Raw genomic sequence first — 20,817 nt, 5'->3', positions numbered from 1 at the left:
CCGGGAGCGGCCGCCGCCCGGGTGCGTGACACCATCGGGGCATGCCGTCCGCGTTGCCCGAGGGGACCTCTGCGCCTGCCGACGGCTCCCTGCCCGCGGTGGCGGTCGCCGAGATCGACGGCGCCGGTCGGGCGGAGCTCGGGTTCTACGTGCACGTGCCGTTCTGCAGGGTGCGCTGCGGCTACTGCGACTTCAACACCTACACCGCCGACGAGCTCGGCGACCTGCCCGGGGCCTCCCGGGCGACGTACGCCGACGCGGTGGTCGCCGAGGTGCGCCAGGCGCGCCGCGTGCTCGGCGAGCGTGACCTGCCCGTGCAGACGGTCTTCTTCGGCGGAGGTACGCCGACGCTGCTGCCGGCGGAGGACCTCACCCGCGTGGTCGCGGCGATCCGGGACGAGTTCGGGCTCGTGGCCGACGCGGAGGTGACCACCGAGGCCAACCCCGACAGCGTCGACCCGGCGTCGCTGGAACGGCTCCGCGCCGGCGGGATCAACCGGATCTCGCTGGGGATGCAGTCGGCGGTGCCGCACGTGCTCGAGGTGCTCGACCGGACCCATGACCCGGCACGGGTGCCGCAGGCGGTGCGCTGGGCGCGGGAGGCCGGCTTCGAGCAGCTGAGCCTCGACCTGATCTACGGCACGCCGGGGGAGTCGGCCGCGGACTGGCAGGTCTCGCTGGACGCCGCGCTGGCGTGCGAGCCCGACCACCTGTCGGCGTACGCGCTGATCGTCGAGGAGGGCACCGCGCTGGCCCGCCGGATCCGGCGCGGCGAGCTGCCGGGCGGGCAGGGGCCCGACGACGACGACCAGGCAGACAAGTACCTCGCCACCGACGCCGCGCTGGAGGCGGCCGGGCTGCGGTGGTACGAGGTGTCGAACTGGGCCCGCGACGACGCCTCCGCCTGCCGGCACAACCTGCAGTACTGGACCGGGGCGCACTGGTGGGGTGCCGGGCCCGGCGCGCACTCGCACGTCGGCGGGGTGCGCTGGTGGAACGTCCGGCACCCGGCCGCCTACGCGGCGCGGATCGGAGCCGGCGCCAGCCCCGCCCAGGCGCGCGAGGTGCTCGACCAGGAGACCCGCCGCGTGGAGCGGGTGCTGCTCGAGACCCGGCTGCGGGCCGGTCTGCCGGTGGCGGTCCTGGACGACGCCGGCCGCGCGGCGCTCGGGCCGCTGGTGGAGCGGGGCCTCGTCGAGTCCGATGCCCTCGTGGGGGACCGGGTGGTGCTCACCCTGACCGGCCGGCTGCTGGCGGACGCGGTCGTGCGGGACCTGCTCAGCTGACCAGCCGCAGGGTCAGCGGGTAGCGGTAGTCCTCGCCGTTCGCGGCGCGGATCGAGGCCAGCACGACCACGACGACGTACCCGATGGCGGCGACGATGGCCACCGGCACCACCACGATCGCCGCGATCCCCAAGGTGACCAGGGTCAGCAGGGTGGCGGCCGCGGCGTAGATCAGCACCGAGAGCTGGAAGTTCAGCGACTCGACGGAGTGCCGCCGGACGTACGCCGAGTCCTTGCCCTTGACGAGCAGCACGATCAGCGGCGCGATGAAACCGAACGCGAACCAGGCCGCCACGAACGACCCGACATGGGCCGCGAGCGCCCAGTTGCGCTCCTCGGACGGCGACATCACCACTCCGTAGCCGGGCGGCGGGGCCTGTCCGTAGCCGGACGGCGCGGGCTGCTGGGGCTGGTCGTCCGGGGGCGGGACCGGTGGGCCGGGTGAGCTGCTCATGAGGCCTCCTGACCTGCGGTGACGAAGTCGATCAGCTCCTCCACCCTACCGAGCAGCGGCGGCTCGAGATCGGCGTACGACGAAACACGGCCCAGGATGTGCTTCCAGGCGCGGGCGATGTCGGCCTGGTCCCGGTGCGGCCACCCCAGCGACTGGCAGACACCCTTCTTCCACTCCATGTTGCGGGGGATCGTGGGCCACTTCTCCAGGTTCAGCCGCTCCGGCTTCACCGCAGCCCACACGTCGACGTAGGGATGCCCGACGATCAGCACGTGCTTGCCGACCGGGCTCTTCGCGACGGCCTGGGCGATCCGGCTCTCCTTGGAGCCCGGCACCAGGTGGTCGACCAGCACCCCGACGCGCCGCTCGGGTCCGGGCCGGAAGTCGCGCAGGTGCTCGGAGAGGTCGTCGACCCCGTCGAGGTACTCCACGACCACACCCTCCACCCGGAGGTCGTCGCCCCACACCTTCTCGACCAGCTCCGCGTCGTGGCGACCCTCCACGAAGATCCGGCTGGCGCGCGCGACGCGGGCGGTGGTGCCGGGCACCGCGACCGAGCCCGAGGCGGTGCGGGTCTTGGCGGCCGGGCCCTTGCGGGTCGGCGGGCAGAGGATGACCGGCACGCCCTCGAGCAGGAACCCGGCGCCGAGCGGGAAGGTCCGCCGCCTGCCGCGGCGGTCCTCCAGGGTGACGGTCATGATGTCGCGCTCGACCGCGACGATCTCCCCGCACCAGTCGGTGGTGACCTCCTCGACGACGAGGCCCTTGTCGGCCTCGATCTCCACGGCGCGCCCGCGCTTGGGGGCGCGCCAGTCGGTGTTGAGGACGTCGGAGCCGTAGCGATCAGCCATCCGGGAACCGTATGCCGCCCCGGGGGCGCGCGGCGGTCGAAACGCCGGGGGCCGTCCAGGTGTGCGCAACCTCCCGGTGCGGGCGACTCGCGGCGACCCGGATGACCCCTCCGGGCACTGGATCAACGACCGGTCGCGATATATCGTCGAGATGTCGCCGGTCGACCGCAGGGGCGGGACCGGTGCCGGCATCGACGTGGAGGAGTGCCCGATGGGAAGCGGTTCGTGGGACATGCCGTGGGACGACCCGCGCGCAGGTGAGAAGGGCTCCGGCCCGCGCGGCGGGCGGGGTTCGTACGGCCGGGGCAGCACCCCGTGGGGGTCGGGGCCGTGGGGCTCGGGACCGCCGCCGTGGCTGCACGGCCTGCTCGGCCTCGCACAGTCCGGGATGAGCGCCACGAAGGCGCCGAGGGCCCGGCGTGGAGACGTGCGCGCCGCCATCCTCGACGTGCTCGCGGTCGAGCCGATGAACGGCTACCAGGTGATCCAGCAGATCGCCGAGCGCAGCGGCGGTGCGTGGAAGCCGAGCCCCGGCTCGGTCTACCCGACCGTGCAGCAGCTCGAGGACGAGGGGCTGGTCGTGGGGGTCGAGCAGGAGGGTCGACGGCTGCTCACGCTCACCGACGCCGGCCACGCCTACGTCGAGGAGCACCCCGAGGAGCTGGCCGCGACCTGGCGCGCGTTCGACGAGCCGTCGGCGCCCGACGCCTCGGAGTCGCACGACCTCAAGCCGGTGATCGGCCAGGTGATGAGCGCGGTCTGGCAGGTCGTGGTCTCCGGCACCCGGCAGCAGCAGGCCGAGGCCGCGGAGATCCTCGGCGACACCCGCCGCCGGCTCTACCACCTGCTCGCGGACGGAGACCCACGGTGAGCGGCTGGTCGAGCCCGGACCTGCGGATCGGCGACGCCGAGCGCGAGGCGGCGATCTCGGCGCTCGGCGAGCACTACGCCGCCGGCCGGCTGGACAAGGAGGAGTACGACGAGCGGGCCGCGATCGCCTGGACCGCTCGCACGGTCTCGGCGCTGCGGCCCCTGTTCGCCGACCTACCGGCCCCGCACCCGTTCGCGCCGCAGCGGACCCGGGTGGCGGCCGCGGCGGTCACCGCCGCCGCGCTCCAGGCACAGTCGGCCCGGAGCGCCCCTGCGCCGCGAGGGTTCCGGCTGCCGCTGCTCCCGCTGCTGCTGATCGGGCTCGCGCTGGCGATCGTCCTCGGCCACGTGGGGCCGGTCCTGCTGATCATGGGCGGGCTGTGGTGGATGAGCAGGTCCTTCCACCGTCAGCGCCGGGCCGCGCAACGCCGCAGCGGCTGGGGCCAGGGTCACGGCGGCTGGGGCCCCGGCCAGCTCAGCCGCTGACCCTCCGCACTACCCCACGGGCGGCCGCTCAGATCAGCGGCAGCGAGCGCGCGGAGCGCGGCAGGTGCGCATACCCCCGGCGTACGGCGGCGCCGAGCCACTCGGCCGGGTAGGGCCACTCGGCCGAGGCCAGCGCCTGGTCCACCGAGATCCCGCGGCCGGCGAGGTCCCGGATCGTCTCGGCGACCACGCCGATCGCGCTGCGCTGCTCGGAGACGAAGTCCCGGTCCACCGGCGCCCCGTGACCGGGGACCACTACGGAGCCGGGGGTGAGCATGCTGATCATCAGGTCGAGGGTGGCCGGCCACTCCATCGGGAACGAGTCCTCGCCGTAGCCGGGCACCCCGCTGCGGATCGCCGACTCCTCGACGAGGTCGCCGGCGAACATCAGGTCGGCGTCCCCGACCCGCACCACCACGTCGCCGGCGGTGTGGCCGCGACCGGGGTGGATCAGCTCCACCAGCCGGTCCCCGAGGTCGACGACCTTGGCCGAGCTGAAGGTGACGGTGGGGGCCAGCAGCCGTGCCGTGGCGACATCGGCGTGCTCCGGCACGGAGGGGTCGGCGGCCGCCTCCGCCTGCAGCCGGACCCCGGCGTCGGCGAGGTCGGCGGGGACAGAGTCGTGGGCCAGGATCGGCGGGCCGCCGTACTCCTCGGAGAGCACGACGTTGCCGAAGGTGTGGTCGAAGTGGTGGTGGGTGTCGACCACGGCCACCACGTCGCCGGCCCCGAGCCGGCGCACCTCCTCGACCAGCCGCCGGGCGGCGGCCTCGGAGGGCGAGGTGTCGACCACGAGCAGGCCGCGCTCGCCGCCGACCAGGCCGACGTTGACGTCGAGGAAGGCGAGGCGGGCGACCCAGCAGCGGTCGGCCACCTCGACGAGACCGGCTTCCGGGGTGATGTCGCGCATGAGGCCCACGCTAGGCCCTGCGCCCCGGGTGGCGGCGAGTCGGCCCCTCACCGCACTGCGGGTAGCATTGGCACTCGAATCAGGTGAGTGCCAGACGAGTCCGGAGGAGGTGGGGAGATGGTCGAGGACCGCAAGCTCGCCGTGCTCCGGGCCATCGTCGAGGACTACGTGTCCACCCAGGAGCCGGTCGGCTCCAAGGCGCTGGTGGACCGCCACCAGCTCGGCGTCAGCCCGGCCACCGTCCGCAACGACATGGCCGCGCTGGAGGAGGAGGGGTTCATCACCCAGCCGCACACCAGCGCCGGCCGGATCCCGACCGACAAGGGCTACCGGCTGTTCGTGGACCGGCTCAGCGCGGTCAAGCCGCTCTCGGCTGCTGAGAAGCGGGCGATCGCGACGCTGCTCGAGGGTGCGATCGACCTCGACGACGTCGTGCAGCGAAGCGTCCGGTTGCTGGCCCAGCTGACCCGCCAGGTCGCGGTGGTGCAGTACCCCACGCTCTCGCGCTCGACGGTCCGCCACGTCGAGGTCGTGCCGCTGACCGGCACCCGGCTGCTGCTGGTGCTGATCCTGTCCACCGGCCGGGTGGAGCAGCGGGTGGTCGAGCTCCCCGCGGCGCTCGCCGACGACGATGTCGCCGACCTCCGCACGCGGCTGAACCGCGCGGTGATCGGGGAGCGGCTGGCCGACGCCTCCGACAAGCTCGTGCAGCTGCCGGAGGAGTTCGAGCGGGGCAGCCGGGCACCGGTGGCGGCGCTGGTCGCCTCGCTGGTGGAGGCGATGTCGGACCACCGCTCGGACCAGCGGGTCGCCGTCGGCGGCACCGCCAACCTGGCCCGGTTCGGCGACGGCTTCGACCACAGCATCAAGCCGATGCTCGAGGCGCTCGAGGAGCACGTCGTGCTGCTCAAGCTGCTCGGCGAGGCCACCTCGTCCTCCACGGTGACCGTCCGGATCGGTCACGAGGGTCCCTACCAGGAGCTCGCGACGACCTCCGTGGTCGCCACCGGCTACGGACCCGGGGACGAGGCGCTGGCCGCGCTCGGCATCGTGGGACCGACCCGCATGGACTACCCCGGAACGATGGCGGCGGTGCGCGCGGTGGCGCGCTACGTCAGCCGGATCCTCGACGAATAGGAAGCAGGGAACCCCACAGCATGTCGAGTGACCTCTACGAGACCCTCGGCGTCTCCCGTGATGCCGACGGGGACTCCATCAAGAAGGCGTACCGCAAGCTGGCCCGCCAGCTGCACCCCGACGTGAACCCGGACCCGGAGACCCAGGAGCGCTTCAAGGACGTGACGCGCGCCTACGAGGTGCTCTCCGACCCGGAGAAGCGGCGGATGTACGACCTCGGTGGTGACCCGTTCAGCGGCGGAGCCGGCGGCTTCGCCGGTGCCGGCGCGGGGTTCTCGTTCACCGATATCATGGACGCGTTCTTCGGCGGCGGCGGGGGAGCCGGCGCCGCGGGCGGCGGTCGCGGTCCCCGGCCGCGCACCCGCCGCGGCCAGGACGCGCTGATCCGGCTCGAGGTCGACCTCGCCGGCGCGGCGTTCGGCACCACCCGCGAGCTCAAGGTCGACACCGCGGTGCTCTGCCCGTTGTGCAGCGGCAGCGGCGCCGCGCCCGGCTCCTCGCCCACCACCTGCGAGACCTGCGGCGGCCGGGGCGAGACCATCCACGTGCAGCGCTCGTTCCTCGGCGAGATCCGGACGATGCGGCCGTGCGCGGCCTGCCGCGGCTACGGCTCGATCATCCCCGAGCCGTGCCGCGAGTGCTCCGGCGACGGCCGGGTCCGCTCGCGTCGCACGCTGACGGTGAAGATCCCGGCCGGCGTCGACACCGGCACCCGGGTCCAGCTCTCCGGGCAGGGCGAGGTCGGACCCGGTGGCGGCCCGGCGGGCGATCTGTACGTCGAGATCCACGTCAGCGAGCACCCGGTCTTCGTGCGGCACGGCTCGGACCTGCTCTGCACGGTGACGGTGCCGATGACCGCCGCGGCGCTCGGCACGACGATCGACCTGCCGCTGCTCGAGGCGGACCTCGTCGACGCCGACAGCGAGGAGTCCGGCAGCGACCTGGAGACCGCGGTCACCGTCGAGATCAAGCCCGGCACGCAGTCGGGGACCGAGATGGTGCTCGGCGGGCACGGCGTCCCGTCGCTGCGCGGCACCGGCCGCGGCGACATCGTGGTCAAGGTCGTCGTCGAGACGCCCACCCGGCTCGACGACCGGCAGCAGGAGCTGCTGCGCGAGCTGGCCGGGCTGCGCGGCGAGGAGTCGCCCGACGGTCACCTGCACACGGCCGGCCACTCACGCTCGATGTTCGACCGGCTGCGAGAGGCCTTCGGCCCGCGCTGATGAGCCTGCCGTTCTTCCACCACCAGGGGGTCGCCGGCCTCGTCGAGAGCGACCGGGTCGAGCTCGACGGGGACGAGGGCCGGCACGCGGTCGTCGTGAAGAGGCTCCGGGTCGGTGAGCAGCTGGCGCTGACCGACGGGGCGGGTACGACGGTGGTGGCCACCGTGACCTCGACCGCGAAGGCGGCCCTGACCGCCACCGTCGACTCCTCCACCTGGACCGAGCCCGAGCTGCCGCGGGTCGTGGTCGTGCAGGCCATCCCCAAGGGTGACCGGGGCGAGCTGGCGGTCGAGATGCTCACCGAGGTGGGCGTCGACCTGATCGTGCCGTGGGCCGCCGCCCGGTCGGTCGCGGTCTGGCGCGGGGACCGGGTGGTCAAATCGCTGGCGAAGTGGCGCTCGACGGCCCGCGAGGCCGCGAAGCAGGCCCGTCGGCCGTGGTTCCCCGACGTCTCCGAGATGGTCGGCACCGAGGAGGTCGTCGAGCTGCTGCGGCACGCCTCGGTGCCGGTGGTGCTGCACGAGGCGGCCTCGGGTCCGCTGGCGGACCTGCCGGTGCCCGGCCGCGGCGAGATCGTCATCGTGGTCGGACCCGAGGGCGGGATCACCGAGGACGAGCTCGCCGCGTTCGCCGCGGTCGGAGCCGAGGCGGTGCGCCTCGGCTCCTCGGTGCTGCGCACCTCCACGGCCGGGGTGGCCGCCACCGCGGCGCTGCTGGCCCGGACCCGCTGGCGCTGAGCCCCGGAACCTCCGGGTGGCTCAGGAGGCCGCGGGCCGCCGTGCTGCCGAGGCGAGGGCCGACTCCATGCCGGCGCGGTCCAGCCGCGGGCCGTAGCCGGGGGTGTCCGGCTCGAAGCGCCAGCTCTCGGCCAGGGTGCCGGCGTCGACGGTGTCGTAGCCGAGCGTGTCGAGCAGCTCCGTGACCATCTTCTTCGCGTCCGGGTCGTCGCCGGCGATCGCGAGTGCGCGGCGGTCCGGGGTGCCGGCCGGCTGGTCCTGGGAGGAGAGGTGCGAGGCCATGATGTGGTTGAACGCCTTGACGACCCGCGAGGTCGGCAGGTGCTCCTGGAGCAGCTCGGAGGAGGTCGCGGAGCCGTCCTCGAGCCGGTCGATGCGGCCGTCGCGCTCGGGGTAGTAGTTGTTGGTGTCGATGACGATCTTGCCGGCGAGCGGCTCGACCGGCACGTCCCGGTAGGCGTGCAGCGGGATGGTCACGACGACGAGGTCACCCTGGGCCGCCGCCTCCTGCACCGTGCCGGCCCGGGCGTGCTCGCCGAGGCGGGAGACGAGGTCGGTGAGCGTGTCCGGGCCGCGGGAGTTGCTGAGCACGACGTCGAAGCCGTTCTTGACGGCGAGCTCCGCGACCGCCGTGCCGATGTTCCCTGCGCCGATGAGTCCGATGGTGGTCATGGGGCGACAACCCGGGGGAGCGGTCCGGCTATTCCTCGGTGGACCGGGACCGGGTCGCCCCGGGTCGCCCCGGTCACCGGGTGATCGTGACCTGCTTGGTGTCCTGGAACGGCTGCGGGCCCTCGCCGCCCGAGGCGTCCTCGTCGCTCACCAGCAGCGTGTAGTCGCCCGGCGGCGCCGAGACCTGGAACGAGTACGGCGCCATCCGGCAGCACTCCTCGGCCATCGCGAAGCCGGACTTCACCACCTTGCCGGTGTCGGCGGCGAGGAGCTTCCAGGTGACGTTGGCCTCGAAGAAGGCGCCGATGCCCTTGACGGTGAACGGGCTGGAGACCTGCGCGCCCTGCTCCGGAGCGATAATCCAGACCAGCGCCAGGGTCGAGGTCGCCTCGCCGCGAGCCAGCGGCTCGGAGACCGGCACCCCGAGCAGCGTGTCGGTGCGGCTGCCGTCGAGGAGGAACTGCACCGGGTTCGTGCCCCCCACGGCGGCCTGGGCGGTGTAGACGAGCTGCTGCACCGCCATCTCGGCGGTCTGCGCATCCATGCCGGTCGGCCGGTCGTGCAGCGAGGTGCCGGTGGGGCTGGTCACCGTGATGGCGATCTCGCCGTCGGCGCCGGTGCCGTCGAAGGAACCGTCGACCGTGGTGCCGCTCGGCCACGGGGTGAAGTAGTCCGGGTCCTCGGGAGCCTGGCCGACCGCCTGGTCGAGCGCCGCCTGCAGGGCGTCGGTCGCCGAGCCGGGATGGAACTCGCGGTAGAGCCGGGGTCCGCGGCCGGTCTCCCCGAGGTAGTAGACCGGGACCGCGACGGTGCCGCCCGGCTGCTCGGCGCTCTGAGAGGCCGACGGGGACGGCTCCACCGAGGGGACGGCGGGCGAGGCGGAGGCCTCGCGGGTCGGCTCGCTCGGGCTGACCGAGACCGATGCGCTGCCGGCCGGGGCCGGCCCGGACGACGGCGTACCCCCGTCGTTGCCGATCACGGTGACCGCGACGATCGTGGCGGCGGTCGCGACGACGGCTGCGGCGGCACCGAGGTACCAGGGGCGTGCGGACATGTGGGTCACCTTCGTTCGGGACTGGATGGCGTCGAGGCCGTGACGCGGCTCGACGTCGGCGACGGCGCTCTCGAACAGCTCGTGGAGCCGGTCCTCGGGCTGGTCGTCGGGCTGATCGGGCTGGTCGGGCCGGTCGTCGGGAGGGGAGGTCATGGCAGGTCCTTCAGCAGGGGGCGCAGCGCGGCGGCGCCGCGGGAGGCGTGGCTCTTGACCGCGCCGCGGCTGATCCCGAGGGTCTCGGCGATCTGCGCCTCGCTCAGGTCGAGGTAGTAGCGCAGCGCGAGCACCTCGCGCTGCCGGTCCGGGAGCGCCCGGAGCGCGTCGAGGACCTCGGTCCGGCGCTCGGCGACCAGCACGTCGGCGTCCGCGCCCGAGCCGTCCGGCCGCACCGGCGGGACGTAGCGGGACGCGACCACCCGGCGGCGCAGCACCGAGCGGGACCTGTTCACCACGGCCTGGCGCAGGTAGGCCAGCGCCTTGTCCGGCTCCCGCAGCGAGCGCCAGCGGCCGTGCATCGCCACGAAGGCGTCCTGGACGACCTCCTCGGCGGTCTCCCGGTCGCGGACCAGCAGCACCGAGAGGCGGACCAGCTGGCGGTAGTGCCCGGCGTACAGCTCCTCGACGGCCGTGTCGGCGTCCCAGGTGGGACGGGCGGTCGTCATCGCACCCCCAGGTCGAGGTCGCAGGAGCAGGTCCATGGTCACGCTAGTTGCACGCGCGGGCCGGACCTTCGGTTTACCGCGGGACGCGCCGGAGCCGCGACTACCCTGACGACATGCCGACCGCACCGAGCGACTGCCTGTTCTGCAAGATCGTCGCCGGGGAGATCCCGGCGACGGTGGTGCACGAGACGAAGACGACGCTGGCCTTCCGCGACGTCGCGCCGCAGGCGCCGACGCACGTCCTGGTGGTGCCGCGCAGCCACTACGAGAACGCCGCCGAGCTGGTCGAGGCCGAGCCGGAGACCTTCCTCGAGCTCACCCGGGCAGCCGCCGCGGTGGCCGAGCTGGACGGGCTGGAGGGCTACCGGCTGGTCTTCAACACCGGCGCGGCCGCCCACCAGACGGTCTTCCACGCGCACCTGCACGTCCTCGGCGGCCGGCCGATGACGTGGCCGCCGGGGTGAGCGGGCCGTGACCGGGGTGTCCTCGTCGGCGCGACCGGCCACCGGTCGGCTCGGCCGGGTCGGCTGGGTCGGAATCGTGGCGGCGGCGCTGCTGCTGGCTTCCTGCGGCGGTACGCCGTCCGCGCCTCCCGCCGGCCGGGGTGCCCCGGACGCGACCGTGTCCGGCGACGGCCCCGAGCCGGCCGGCAGCGCAGCGGCCGGCGGGGGCGACGGCGCCCGGGCCGGGCAGCAGGACCTCCGGCCGGGGGAGCGGTTCGACCGGCTGGCGATGCCGGCGGCGTACACCCCGAGCGCGCCCTACGGCACCGGCACCGACGACTACCGCTGCTTCCTGCTCGACCCGCGGCTCGACCGGGACGCGTTCCTCACCGGGACCGACGTGCTCCCCGGCAGTCCCGACCAGGTGCACCACGTGATCCTGTTCCGGGTCCCGCCGGGCTCGGTCGCGGCCGCGGAGGCGCGGGACGCGGGAGAGGACGGTCCCGGCTGGACCTGCTTCGGCGGCTCCGGGCTCGACGACGGTGCCTCGCTCGACGACGCGCCGTGGATCGGTGCCTGGGCCCCGGGCAGCGGCGAGTCCGTGATGGCCGACGACGTCGGGATCCCGCTGCAGGAGGGCTCGCGGGTGGTCATGCAGGTGCACTACAACCTGCTGGCCGGGACCCGGCCCGACGTGAGCGCCGTCCGGCTCCGTCTCGCGCCGTCGGAGGCCGGCCTCGCCCGGCTGCAGACGGTGCTGCTGCCCGCGCCGGTGGAGCTGCCGTGCCGGCCGGGGCACGGCTCGAGCCCGCTGTGCGACCGGGACAAGGCCGTCCGGGACGTGACGCGGCGGTTCGGCCAGGCCGGTCGGCTCGCCGACTACCTGCACCTGCTCTGCGGGTCCGCCGCGCCCGGGCCGCGGCAGAGCTGCGACCGCGAGCTGTCTCGTCCGGCCACGATCCGCGCGGTCGCGGGCCACATGCACCTGCTCGGGCGCCGGATCACCATCGAGGTGGACCCGGGCACGCCCCGGGCCCGGACGGTCCTCGACATCCCGGTGTGGAACTTCGACGACCAGGGCGCCACGACGATCGACCCGGTCCGGTTGCGCGCGGGCGACACGGTGCGGGTCACCTGCGAGCACGACCAGGGCCTGCGCGACCTGCTGCCCGCCTTCGAGGGCCAGCCGGAACGCTGGGTGGTCTGGGGCGAGGGGACCACCGACGAGATGTGCCTCGGCCTGCTGATGGTCACCCGGCCGTGAGCGGGTCTCGCGACGTGGAGGCTCCGCTCGTCGGGAAACACCTGAGGCGCGATGGGGGCGGCTCCCGTAGCATGAGGACGTCAGCGCGTGCATCCATGACAGGAGGGCGGCCGCACCGCCACCTATGACAGAGATCGACACACCCCAGCACACCGTCGTCGTGCCGGCCAGCGTCCCGATGGTGTCGCTGCTCGGACCGGGCGACGAGCACCTCGACCTCATCGAGAAGGCCTTCAAGGCCGACATCCACGTCCGCGGCAACGAGGTCACCCTGCGCGGCGAGTCCGCGGAGGTCGCCCTCGTCGAGCGGCTCCTCGACGAGCTCGTGACGATCATCCGCACCGGTCAGGGGATCACTCCCGAGACCGTCGAGCGCGCCATCGGCATCCTCCGCACAGAGACCCACGAGCGGCCCGCCGACGTGCTGAGCCTGAACATCCTGTCCAACCGGGGCCGCACGATCCGTCCCAAGACGCTGAACCAGAAGCGCTACGTCGACGCGATCGACAAGCACACGATCGTGTTCGGCATCGGCCCGGCCGGCACCGGCAAGACCTACCTGGCCATGGCCAAGGCGGTGCAGGCGCTGCAGAACAAGAACGTCAACCGGATCATCCTGACCCGGCCGGCCGTCGAGGCGGGGGAGCGGCTCGGGTTCCTGCCGGGCACGCTCAGCGAGAAGATCGACCCCTACCTGCGCCCGTTGTACGACGCGCTCCACGACATGCTCGACCCCGAGACGATCCCCAAGCTGCTGGCCGCCGGGACCATCGAGGTGGCGCCGTTGGCCTACATGCGCGGCCGGACCCTCAACGACGCGTTCATCATCCTCGACGAGGCGCAGAACACCTCGCCGGAGCAGATGAAGATGTTCCTGACCCGCCTCGGCTTCGGCTCCAAGATGGTGGTCACCGGCGACGTCACGCAGGTCGACCTCCCCTCGGGCACCAAGAGCGGCCTGCGGATCGTCGAGGGCATCCTCGACGGGATCGAGGACGTCTCGTTCAACCGGCTGACCAGCCACGACGTCGTGCGCCACCGGCTGGTCGGGCACATCGTCGCGGCGTACGACGCCTTCGAGGCGCAGCGCCAGGAGCCGGCCGAGCCGGACCGGCGCCCGCGCGCCACCCGGTGACGCGTCGAGCGGCCGACCCACCCCCGACCCGAGCGAGTCCCCCAGTGAGCCCCAGTGAGTCCCAGTGAGCCCCCACCCGAGCCGCAGCAAGACCCGATCGAGCCTGCCGACGAGCACCCGGTGAGCATCGAGATCCTCGACGAGTCCGGCGCCGACGTCGACCCCGACCGGTTGGCCGAGCTGGCCCGGCTGGCCCGGTTCGTCATGGACCGGATGCGGGTGCACCCGCAGGCCGAGCTGTGCCTCAAGCTGGTCGACGAGCCCACCATCGCCGAGCTCAACGGGCGCTGGATGGGCAAGGACGGCCCGACCGACGTCCTGGCCTTCCCGATGGACGAGCTGCGCCCGGGGCTGGTCAACGAGGACCCCGAGGAGGGTGTCCTCGGCGACCTGGTGCTCTGCCACACCGTCGCCGCCCGGCAGGCGGACGAGGCCCGCGGCAAGGGGCAGCCCGGCTACTCCACCGACGACGAGGTCGACCTGCTGACGGTGCACGGCATCCTGCACCTGCTCGGCTACGACCACGCCGAGCCCGAGGAGCACGCGGAGATGTTCGGCCTCCAGGCCCGGCTGCTCGCCGAGTGGCAGGCCGCCCGCACCGGCGAGGAGCTGCCGGGCGACGTCCCGGACGGTGAGCGGTGAGCGCCGTCGACGTCTGGCTGCTGGTGCTGGCCGGCGTGCTGGTCCTCGTCGCCGGGCTGTTCAGCAGCGCCGACGCCGCGCTGTCGTCGTTCTCGAAGGCCCGCGCCGAGGAGATCGGCGCTCAGGGCCGGCCCGGCTCGCGCCGGCTGCTGGTGATCGTCGAGGACCTGCCGCGCTACCTCAACACCGCGCTGCTGCTGCGCATGCTCTGCGAGATCGCCGCGATCGTGATGGTCACCGTCGTGATGCTCGACCTGATCGTGCAGCGCGGCGGCGCCGAGTCCGGCCCGGAGACCACGAGCGGCCGCTGGCTGGCGATGCTCGCCGCGCTCGGGATCTCGCTGGTGGTCTCGTTCGTGGTGATCGGGGTCTCCCCGCGCACTGTCGGGCGTCAGCACTCCGAGCGGGTGGCCCTGCTCTCCAGCGGACCGCTGGCGGCGCTGGCCACCGTCCTCGGTCCGCTGACCCGGCTGCTGATCCTGGTCGGCAACGCGATCACCCCCGGCCGCGGCTTCAGCGAGGGGCCGTTCGCCTCCGAGGCCGAGCTGCGGGAGCTCGTTGACCTCGCCGAGGCGTCGAGCGTGATCGAGTCCGGCGAGCGCGAGATGATCCACTCCGTCTTCGAGCTCGGCGACACGATCGTGCGCGAGGTGATGGTGCCGCGCACCGACGTGGTCTTCATCGAGCGCAACAAGACGCTGCGACAGGCGATGTCGCTGGCGCTGCGCAGCGGCTACTCCCGGATCCCGGTCATCGGGGAGAACCTCGACGACATCGTCGGCTTCGCCTACCTCAAGGACCTCACCCGCCGCGTCTTCGACCGCCACGAGGCGGAGCAGACCGAGCGGGTGGAGTCGGTGATGCGGCCGGTGATGTACGTCCCGGACTCCAAGCCCGTCGACGCCCTGCTGCGCGAGATGCAGGCCGAGCGCAAGCACGTGGCGGTCGTCGTCGACGAGTACGGCGGCACCGCGGGGCTGGTCACCATCGAGGACGTCCTCGAGGAGATCGTCGGGGAGATCACCGACGAGTACGACATCGCCCACGTCGAGGTGGAGCACCTGGCCGACGGCAGCACCCGGGTCAGCTCGCGCTACCCGGTCGACGACCTGCACGACGTGTGCGGGGTGGCCATCGAGGACGACGACGTCGACACCGTCGGCGGGCTGATGGCCAAGCACCTCGGCCGGGTGCCGATCGCCGGCTCGGTGGTCGAGGTCGATGGGCTGCGACTCGAGGCGGAGGCGCCCTCCGGCCGGCGCAACCGGATCAACGCCGTACGCCTGACCCGGCTCGTGCCCGACGAGAACGGCGAGCAGCAGGAGCTCTACGCTGAGCCTCATGGCGACCAACCCGGCGAGCGAGCAGCCCACAACCACCGGGCTCACTGACCCCGAGGACCTCAAGCTGGTGACGCTGGCCCGGGCCACCCGCGCCCGGACCTCGGCGGAGCAGGGCGCCGGGGTGCGCGACCTGGACGGGCGCACCTACGCCGCGGCCACGGTCGACCTCCCGTCGCTGCGGCTCAGCGCGGTGCAGGTCGCGGTCGCGATGGCCGTGGCATCGGGAGCCCGTGGGCTGGAGGCGGTGCTGGTGCTCGGCGACGCGTCGGCGGTGGCGGAGCAGGACCTCTGCGCGGTGCGGGACTTCGCCGGCGCCGGCGTACCGGTCCACCTCGTCGCCCCGGACGGCACCGTCGTCGGCTCCGTGCGCTCCTGAGCGGTTTGCGGCCCCCGGACGGGTCATCTTGGCCCCCGCCGACCCTCGCGAACCGGGGCAGAACGCCACGTGTTCGTCGGTTCTGCCCTCGGAGTGGGGAATGGGAAATTCGGCACTACCAACTTTTCTCGGTAAGTTGATGGTTCGTGACAGACCTGGTCGGACCTGATCGGCACGCCGCGGCGGTGCATCGCCTGCAGGCGTCCTACGACGCGATCCCCGCGGGCGCTCCCGTCCGCCTGGCGAAGTCGACCTCGAACCTCTTCCGCACCCGCTCGCGGAGCACCGCGCCCGGCCTGGACGTCTCCGGGCTGACCGGGGTGATCGACCTCGACCCGCTCGCCGGCACCGCCGACGTGCAGGGAATGTGCACCTACGAGGACCTCGTGGACGTGACGCTGCCGCGCGGCTTCATCCCCTACGTCGTCCCGCAGCTGCGCACGATCACCCTCGGCGGCGCCGTCAGCGGCCTCGGCATCGAGTCCACCTCGTTCCGCAACGGGCTGCCGCACGAGTCGGTGCTCGAGATGGACGTGCTCACCGGCGACGGCCAGGTGCGCACCGTCCGTCCCGGTGACGACCTGTTCGACGCGTTCCCCAACTCCTACGGCTCGCTGGGCTACGCCACCCGGCTGCGGATCCGGCTCGAGCGGGTCCCGAACCTCGTCGAGCTGCGTCACGTGCGCTTCGACGACCTCGAGGAGCTGGCCCGGGTCACGGCGCGGATCGTCGACGCCCGGGAGCACGACGGGGTCCGGGTCGACGCGGTCGACGGGGTGGTGTTCGAGCCGACGGAGGCCTGCCTGACGCTGGCGCGATTCGCCGACGACGCTCCCGTCGGCGCGACGCCGCCGCTGACCAGCGACTACACGGGCCCGGAGCCGTTCTACCGGTCCCTGCAGCGGCTGGAGGTGGACCGGCTGACCATGCACGACTACCTGTGGCGCTGGGACACCGACTGGTTCTGGTGCTCGGGCGCCTTCGGCCTGCACGACCCCCGGGTGCGGCGGCTGTGGCCGCGCCGGTGGCGGCGCAGCGACGTCTACCACAGGCTCGTCGGCCTCGAGACCCGCTACGGGCTCAAGACCCGCCTGGACCGGCGCCGCGGGCTGCCGGAGCGGGAGCGGGTGATCCAGGACGTCGAGGTGCCGGTCGAACGGCTGGCGGAGTTCCTCACCTGGTTCGACGAGAACGTCGGGATGCGACCGGTGTGGCTCTGCCCGCTGCGCAGCACCCGGGAGTGGCCGTCGTACCCGCTGAAGCCCGGCGCGACGTACGTCAACGTCGGGTTCTGGGGCACGGTGCCGATCGGACCCGGCGCCCGCGACGGGGACAAGAACAGGGCGGTGGAGGCCGAGGTGACCGATCTCGGCGGTCACAAGTCGCTCTACTCCGACGCCTACTACGACCGAGAGACCTTCGACTCGCTCTACGACCAGTCCTTCGCCCGCAGGGTCCGCAAGGTGACCGACCCGGACGGACGGCTGACGGAGCTCTACGAGAAAGCGGTGGGACGCAGATGACCAGCACCCTCAACCGGGCCGGACAGGACCGGACCGACACCACGACCCCCCGGGTCACGATCGGCGAGGCCCTGACCCGGCTGATGGCCGGCGGGGTCCCGTTCCGGTTCACCGCGTACGACGGCAGCACTGCCGGACCCCAGGACTCCCCGATCCACCTGCGGCTGCTCAACGAGCGGGGGCTGTCCTACCTGCTCTCGGCCCCCGGTGACCTCGGCATGGCCCGCGCCTACGTCTCCGGCGACATCGCCCTCGAGGGCGTGCACCCCGGGAACCCCTACGACGCGCTGGTGCACCTGCAGAGCAACCTGCGCTTCAAGATGCCGTCGCCGGCGGAGGCGTTCGCCCTGGCCCGCGGCATCGGCCTCGGCAAGCTGCTGCCGCCCGAGCCGCCCCCGCAGGAGGCGCTGCCGCGCTGGCGCCGGCTGCTGGAGGGGTTCCGGCACTCCAAGACCCGCGACGCCGAAGCGATCCACCACCACTACGACGTCTCGAACCGGTTCTACGAGATGGTGCTCGGCCCGTCGATGACCTACACCTGCGCGTGCTTCCCGCACGAGGGCGCGACCCTCGAGGAGGCCCAGGCCTTCAAGTACGACCTGGTCTGCCGCAAGCTCGACCTCAAGCCCGGCATGCGTCTGCTCGACGTCGGCTGCGGCTGGGGTGGGATGGTCCGCCACGCGGCCCGCGAGTACGGCGTCGAGGTGATCGGCGTGACGCTGTCGAAGGAGCAGGCCGCCTGGGGTCAGGCCGCCGTCGAGCGCGAGGGGCTCGCCGACCGCGCCGAGGTCCGCTTCGGCGACTACCGGGAGGTCAGCGAGAGCGGCTTCGACGCGGTCAGCTCGATCGGCCTGACCGAGCACATCGGGGTGCGCAACTACCCGGCGTACTTCTCGCTGCTGCGCGACAAGCTGGTGCCGGGCGGGCGGATCCTCAACCACTGCATCACGCGCGCCGACAACCATGTCCGCGGCACCGGGGCGTTCATCGACCGCTACGTGTTCCCCGACGGGGAGCTGACCGGCTCGGGGCGGATCATCACCACGATGCAGGACGTCGGGCTCGAGGTGCGCCACGAGGAGAACCTGCGTGAGCACTACGCGCTGACGCTCAAGGGCTGGTGCGAGAACCTGGTGGAGAACTGGGACGAGTGCGTCGCCGACGTCGGCGAGGGCACCGCCAAGGTGTGGGGGATCTACATGGCGGGCTCCCGGCTCGCCTTCGAGCGCAACGAGATCCAGCTGCACCAGGTCCTCGGGGTGAAGCCCGACGAGCACGGCAACGCGCACTTCCCGCTGCGCCCGACCTGGCTCAGCTGAGCGTGGGCTGCCGCGTCCCCGGCAGGTGCACCGGCGCCAGCCGGGGCGCGGTCACCGCGCTCGCGATCCCGTTGAGCCAGTACCGGAACAGCGCGTAGACGAGCAGCGCCACCACGGCGTCGGCGGCGGGCACCCCGAAGGCGCAGAACACGGTGACCGCCACGGACTCGATGACCGCCGGGAGGCCGGTGACGCCCAGGAGCGCCACCAGGACCTGGGCCCCACCCAGCGCGATCAGCAGGTGCGACATCGGCGGCGTGGGCCCGACGGCGCGCAGCGCCGCGGCCAGCGCCACCACCAGGGCGGCCTCTCCGGCGGCGACGGCGCCGAGCACGGAGAGCGCACGCTCGGGGGAGGTGTGGGTCAGGCTCAGCGCGTGCGCGACCGCCTTGCGTCGGGAGGCCAGCGGCCAGGTCCGCCGGACCGCCTTGCGGGCCAGCCAGCCGACCGCGGCGGTCGCGGCCGCGACCAGCAGCAGCGCCGGGACGGGGAACCCGGTCTCCAGGTCCGGGACGCCCTGCCACCAGGTCATCACCAGCCCGGCCAGGAGCATGCCCATCCGGGACACGAGCTCGGCGGTCATGACCAGGTCCACGGTCTCGTCGGCGTCGGTCGCCTGGGCGCCGCAGCTGCGGATGTAGCCGTCCAGGTAGCGCCGGCGTGCTGCGGTGCCGGCGATCAGCTGCACGCTGTTGGCGACGGCACCTGCGGCCGCGGACCGGCCGATCGCGAGCCGCCGTCGCGCGCCGAGCTGCAGGGCGTAGCCGGTCAGCAGCGGGGCCGCGACGAAGATCGCGCCGCAGACGGCGACCCAGCGCCACCCCAGGTTCGCCACCGTGTCCTGCACGTCCGACCACCCGGCGATCCACAGGAGCGCCACGTAGCTCGCTGCGGCCACGAGGGCGGGGATCCAGAGCCGGTGCATGGTGAGCATGCCGTGGGTCGTCTCCGGCCCACCGCCGCAGGCGACGCGGACGGAGTCGAGCAGGCCGGGGCGGGTCCGCAGCTCGGCCCGGGTGCGCGGCGAGAGCGCGAACGGCTCCAGGCGGGGCAGCGCTTGCGTCACCGCCGGCGCCCCCAGGACGGCCGTCGCCGAGCCGACCGCCCGGTGGGCCCCCACCGCGACGGCCAGCGAGGCGATCAGCTCCGCGACGTCACCGTCGCGGGTGGTCTCGGAGGCACCGAGCTGGGCCTCGGGGAAGTCGACGAGCCAGACCTGGCCGGCCGCGTCCAGCATCACGTTGCCGCGCACCAGGTCGCGATGGGCGATCCGGCCCTCGTGCAGCTGCGCCACCTCGCGCCACACCCGCTGCAGCACCTCGTCGGTGAGAGCCTCGGGCGGCAGGGCACTGAGGTCGTGGCCGGGGATCTGCTCGAGGACGACGACGGCCCCGGCTCCCTGGCCCCGGGCGAGGATCACCCGCGGGACCCTGACCCCGGCGTCGCGCGCCGCCAGGCAGACCGTCGCCTCGTGGTCGGCGGCCGCCGGCAGGCTGGTCATGGCCGAGTAGCCCCTCCGCTCGCCGGAGGCGACGACCCGGGCGAATCGCAGCACCCAGTCGCTGCTGCGCGGGTCCGGGTCGAGCACCTTCACGAACAGCCGCTCACCCTTCGCGGTGGTGACCAGGAACGGCTGCGAGACCTTGGCGTAGACATCGCCGGGCTCCACCGTGGAGACGTCGATCCCGAGGTCGCCGAGCATCGCGATGACCTCGGCCGGCGTACGACGGGGCCGCGGCACGCCGATGAGCAGGTGCACGGCCGTCCCGACGAACCAGCCGACCGCGAAGCCGCCGACCACGTCGAGCGGAAGGTGCACCCCGGCGTAGATGCGGGCGAAGCCGACGGCGAACGCCAGTCCCCAGACGAACCGCCGCCAGGGCCGGGGGAGGTACGGGGCGGCGACGGCGGCCATCGCGGTCGCCACCGCCGTGTGCCCGGACACGAACCCGGGACCGCCGCTGGACAGCTCGCGCGGCAGGTCGGTGAGGAACACCGCCGGCCGGCCGCGCTCGACGAGGATCTTGAGCTCCTGGGTGACCAGCCACGCGACGGTGCCGGCCAGCATGATGCTGGCCCCGAGCCGGACCCGGCGCAGGACGAGCATCACGAGAGCGCCGATGACCAGGGGCGCGAACCGGGTGCCCAGCTGCATGACCGCCTCGAGCGGCGGCAGCAACCACGGAGGCAGGTCGTTGATCAGCCGGAACACGTCCCGCTCGAGCATCGAGAGGTGGTGGCGCTGGATTCCGAGCAGGGCCAGGAAGAAGACCACGAGCGCGAGCCCGAGACGCACGAAGTCGCTGCGCCGTTCGTCCCTCTTCCAGTCGTCGGGTTCGTGCTGCCCCGACGTGACGGGGGGAGAACCGACCTCCGCGGTGGCCATGTCCCCATGGCACTCCCGTGCCGCCCGCCCGGGCAGGGGCTTTG

General features: G+C 73.3%; 21 protein-coding genes. 14 read left to right on the top strand and 7 right to left on the bottom strand.

Translation table 11 applies throughout. The features are described from left to right. Positions 1 to 41 precede the first annotated feature (41 nt). Positions 42 to 1,286, top strand: coding sequence for a radical SAM family heme chaperone HemW (gene hemW / locus H9L09_RS02470; protein WP_187579195.1), 1,245 nt, complete (start codon positions 42 to 44; stop codon positions 1,284 to 1,286). Here the strand turns inward: hemW and H9L09_RS02465 are convergent. Together H9L09_RS02465 and H9L09_RS02460 are read right to left on the bottom strand one after the other, a co-directional pair. After that, positions 1,279 to 1,740, bottom strand: a complete 462-nt coding sequence (locus H9L09_RS02465; protein ID WP_246456217.1) for a DUF4870 domain-containing protein — start codon at positions 1,738 to 1,740, stop codon at positions 1,279 to 1,281. The two genes, hemW and H9L09_RS02465, sit on opposite strands and share 8 nt — an antisense overlap. Continuing rightward, entirely contained in the window at positions 1,737 to 2,591 is an 855-nt protein-coding gene (locus tag H9L09_RS02460) for a DUF3097 domain-containing protein (RefSeq protein WP_187579194.1), read from the bottom strand. Before H9L09_RS02460 ends, H9L09_RS02465 begins: the two co-directional genes overlap by 4 nt. 76 nt (positions 2,592 to 2,667) lie before the next feature. Here H9L09_RS02460 and H9L09_RS02455 point away from each other — a divergent pair, with 76 nt between their 5' ends. Together H9L09_RS02455 and H9L09_RS02450 are read left to right on the top strand one after the other, a co-directional pair. Next, entirely contained in the window at positions 2,668 to 3,462 is a 795-nt protein-coding gene (locus tag H9L09_RS02455; RefSeq protein ID WP_223164185.1) for a PadR family transcriptional regulator, read from the top strand. Then, positions 3,459 to 3,947 (top strand): DUF1707 SHOCT-like domain-containing protein, encoded by a 489-nt coding sequence (locus H9L09_RS02450; protein WP_187579193.1) that lies wholly within the window; start codon positions 3,459 to 3,461, stop codon positions 3,945 to 3,947. The genes H9L09_RS02455 and H9L09_RS02450 overlap by 4 nt, the downstream gene beginning before the upstream one ends. Before the next feature lie 28 nt (positions 3,948 to 3,975). Here H9L09_RS02450 and H9L09_RS02445 read toward each other — a convergent pair whose 3' ends face one another. After that, complete coding sequence (locus H9L09_RS02445) at positions 3,976 to 4,857, bottom strand: MBL fold metallo-hydrolase (protein WP_187579192.1); 882 nt, start codon at positions 4,855 to 4,857, stop codon at positions 3,976 to 3,978. A gap of 117 nt (positions 4,858 to 4,974) precedes the next feature. On the opposite strand from H9L09_RS02445, the gene hrcA reads away from it, so the two are divergent. The 3 genes from hrcA to H9L09_RS02430 are packed head-to-tail and all read left to right on the top strand — an operon-like array spanning position 4,975 to position 7,954. Beyond that, on the top strand, positions 4,975 to 5,994 hold the full coding sequence (gene hrcA, locus H9L09_RS02440) for a heat-inducible transcriptional repressor HrcA (RefSeq protein ID WP_187579191.1): 1,020 nt from the start codon (positions 4,975 to 4,977) through the stop codon (positions 5,992 to 5,994). Positions 5,995 to 6,014: 20 nt separating this feature from the next. Then, on the top strand, positions 6,015 to 7,217 hold the full coding sequence (dnaJ, locus tag H9L09_RS02435) for a molecular chaperone DnaJ (RefSeq protein WP_187579190.1): 1,203 nt from the start codon (positions 6,015 to 6,017) through the stop codon (positions 7,215 to 7,217). Next, positions 7,217 to 7,954: a 16S rRNA (uracil(1498)-N(3))-methyltransferase gene (locus H9L09_RS02430; protein WP_187579189.1), complete on the top strand. Its 738-nt coding sequence runs from the start codon at positions 7,217 to 7,219 to the stop codon at positions 7,952 to 7,954. Before dnaJ ends, H9L09_RS02430 begins: the two co-directional genes overlap by 1 nt. 21 nt (positions 7,955 to 7,975) lie before the next feature. On the opposite strand, the gene H9L09_RS02425 is transcribed toward H9L09_RS02430, so the two are convergent. From H9L09_RS02425 to H9L09_RS02415, 3 genes are all read right to left on the bottom strand, one after another. Beyond that, positions 7,976 to 8,626: an NADPH-dependent F420 reductase gene (locus tag H9L09_RS02425; RefSeq protein ID WP_187579188.1), complete on the bottom strand. Its 651-nt coding sequence runs from the start codon at positions 8,624 to 8,626 to the stop codon at positions 7,976 to 7,978. A 73-nt stretch (positions 8,627 to 8,699) separates the two neighbouring features. Next, a complete protein-coding gene (locus tag H9L09_RS02420) occupies positions 8,700 to 9,833 on the bottom strand; it encodes a Gmad2 immunoglobulin-like domain-containing protein (RefSeq protein WP_187579187.1) in 1,134 nt (377 codons plus the stop codon). Beyond that, positions 9,830 to 10,342, bottom strand: a complete 513-nt coding sequence (locus H9L09_RS02415) for a SigE family RNA polymerase sigma factor (protein WP_187579186.1) — start codon at positions 10,340 to 10,342, stop codon at positions 9,830 to 9,832. The genes H9L09_RS02420 and H9L09_RS02415 overlap by 4 nt, the downstream gene beginning before the upstream one ends. 113 nt (positions 10,343 to 10,455) lie before the next feature. Between H9L09_RS02415 and H9L09_RS02410 the strand changes: the two genes are divergently transcribed. The 8 genes from H9L09_RS02410 (at position 10,456) to H9L09_RS02375 (ending at position 18,387) form a co-directional block, all read left to right on the top strand. After that, the gene (locus H9L09_RS02410; protein ID WP_187579185.1) at positions 10,456 to 10,806 is read left to right on the top strand and encodes a histidine triad nucleotide-binding protein; all 351 of its coding nucleotides are present in this window, start codon (positions 10,456 to 10,458) and stop codon (positions 10,804 to 10,806) included. A 7-nt stretch (positions 10,807 to 10,813) separates the two neighbouring features. Further along, positions 10,814 to 12,049, top strand: coding sequence for a hypothetical protein (locus H9L09_RS02405; protein ID WP_223164184.1), 1,236 nt, complete (start codon positions 10,814 to 10,816; stop codon positions 12,047 to 12,049). A gap of 124 nt (positions 12,050 to 12,173) precedes the next feature. Then, the gene (locus tag H9L09_RS02400) at positions 12,174 to 13,184 is read left to right on the top strand and encodes a PhoH family protein (RefSeq protein WP_187579184.1); all 1,011 of its coding nucleotides are present in this window, start codon (positions 12,174 to 12,176) and stop codon (positions 13,182 to 13,184) included. Positions 13,185 to 13,304: 120 nt separating this feature from the next. Continuing rightward, positions 13,305 to 13,826, top strand: a complete 522-nt coding sequence (gene ybeY, locus H9L09_RS02395) for an rRNA maturation RNase YbeY (protein ID WP_187579183.1) — start codon at positions 13,305 to 13,307, stop codon at positions 13,824 to 13,826. Continuing rightward, positions 13,823 to 15,217, top strand: a complete 1,395-nt coding sequence (locus H9L09_RS02390; protein ID WP_187579182.1) for a hemolysin family protein — start codon at positions 13,823 to 13,825, stop codon at positions 15,215 to 15,217. The genes ybeY and H9L09_RS02390 overlap by 4 nt, the downstream gene beginning before the upstream one ends. Further along, on the top strand, positions 15,168 to 15,545 hold the full coding sequence (locus tag H9L09_RS02385) for a cytidine deaminase (protein ID WP_187579181.1): 378 nt from the start codon (positions 15,168 to 15,170) through the stop codon (positions 15,543 to 15,545). The genes H9L09_RS02390 and H9L09_RS02385 overlap by 50 nt, the downstream gene beginning before the upstream one ends. A 146-nt stretch (positions 15,546 to 15,691) precedes the next feature. Then, positions 15,692 to 17,068, top strand: coding sequence for an FAD-binding oxidoreductase (locus tag H9L09_RS02380; RefSeq protein ID WP_246456215.1), 1,377 nt, complete (start codon positions 15,692 to 15,694; stop codon positions 17,066 to 17,068). Continuing rightward, positions 17,065 to 18,387, top strand: a complete 1,323-nt coding sequence (locus tag H9L09_RS02375; RefSeq protein ID WP_187579180.1) for a class I SAM-dependent methyltransferase — start codon at positions 17,065 to 17,067, stop codon at positions 18,385 to 18,387. Before H9L09_RS02380 ends, H9L09_RS02375 begins: the two co-directional genes overlap by 4 nt. On the opposite strand, the gene H9L09_RS02370 is transcribed toward H9L09_RS02375, so the two are convergent. Then, positions 18,380 to 20,773, bottom strand: a complete 2,394-nt coding sequence (locus H9L09_RS02370) for a phosphatase PAP2 family protein (RefSeq protein WP_187579179.1) — start codon at positions 20,771 to 20,773, stop codon at positions 18,380 to 18,382. The genes H9L09_RS02375 and H9L09_RS02370 overlap by 8 nt on opposite strands. Between the last annotated feature and the right edge of the window lie 44 nt (positions 20,774 to 20,817).

This window comes from Nocardioides mesophilus, assembly GCF_014395785.1.
GTDB classification, from domain to species: domain Bacteria; phylum Actinomycetota; class Actinomycetes; order Propionibacteriales; family Nocardioidaceae; genus Nocardioides_B; species Nocardioides_B mesophilus.
This window is presented reverse-complemented; position numbering and strand designations above follow the sequence as displayed.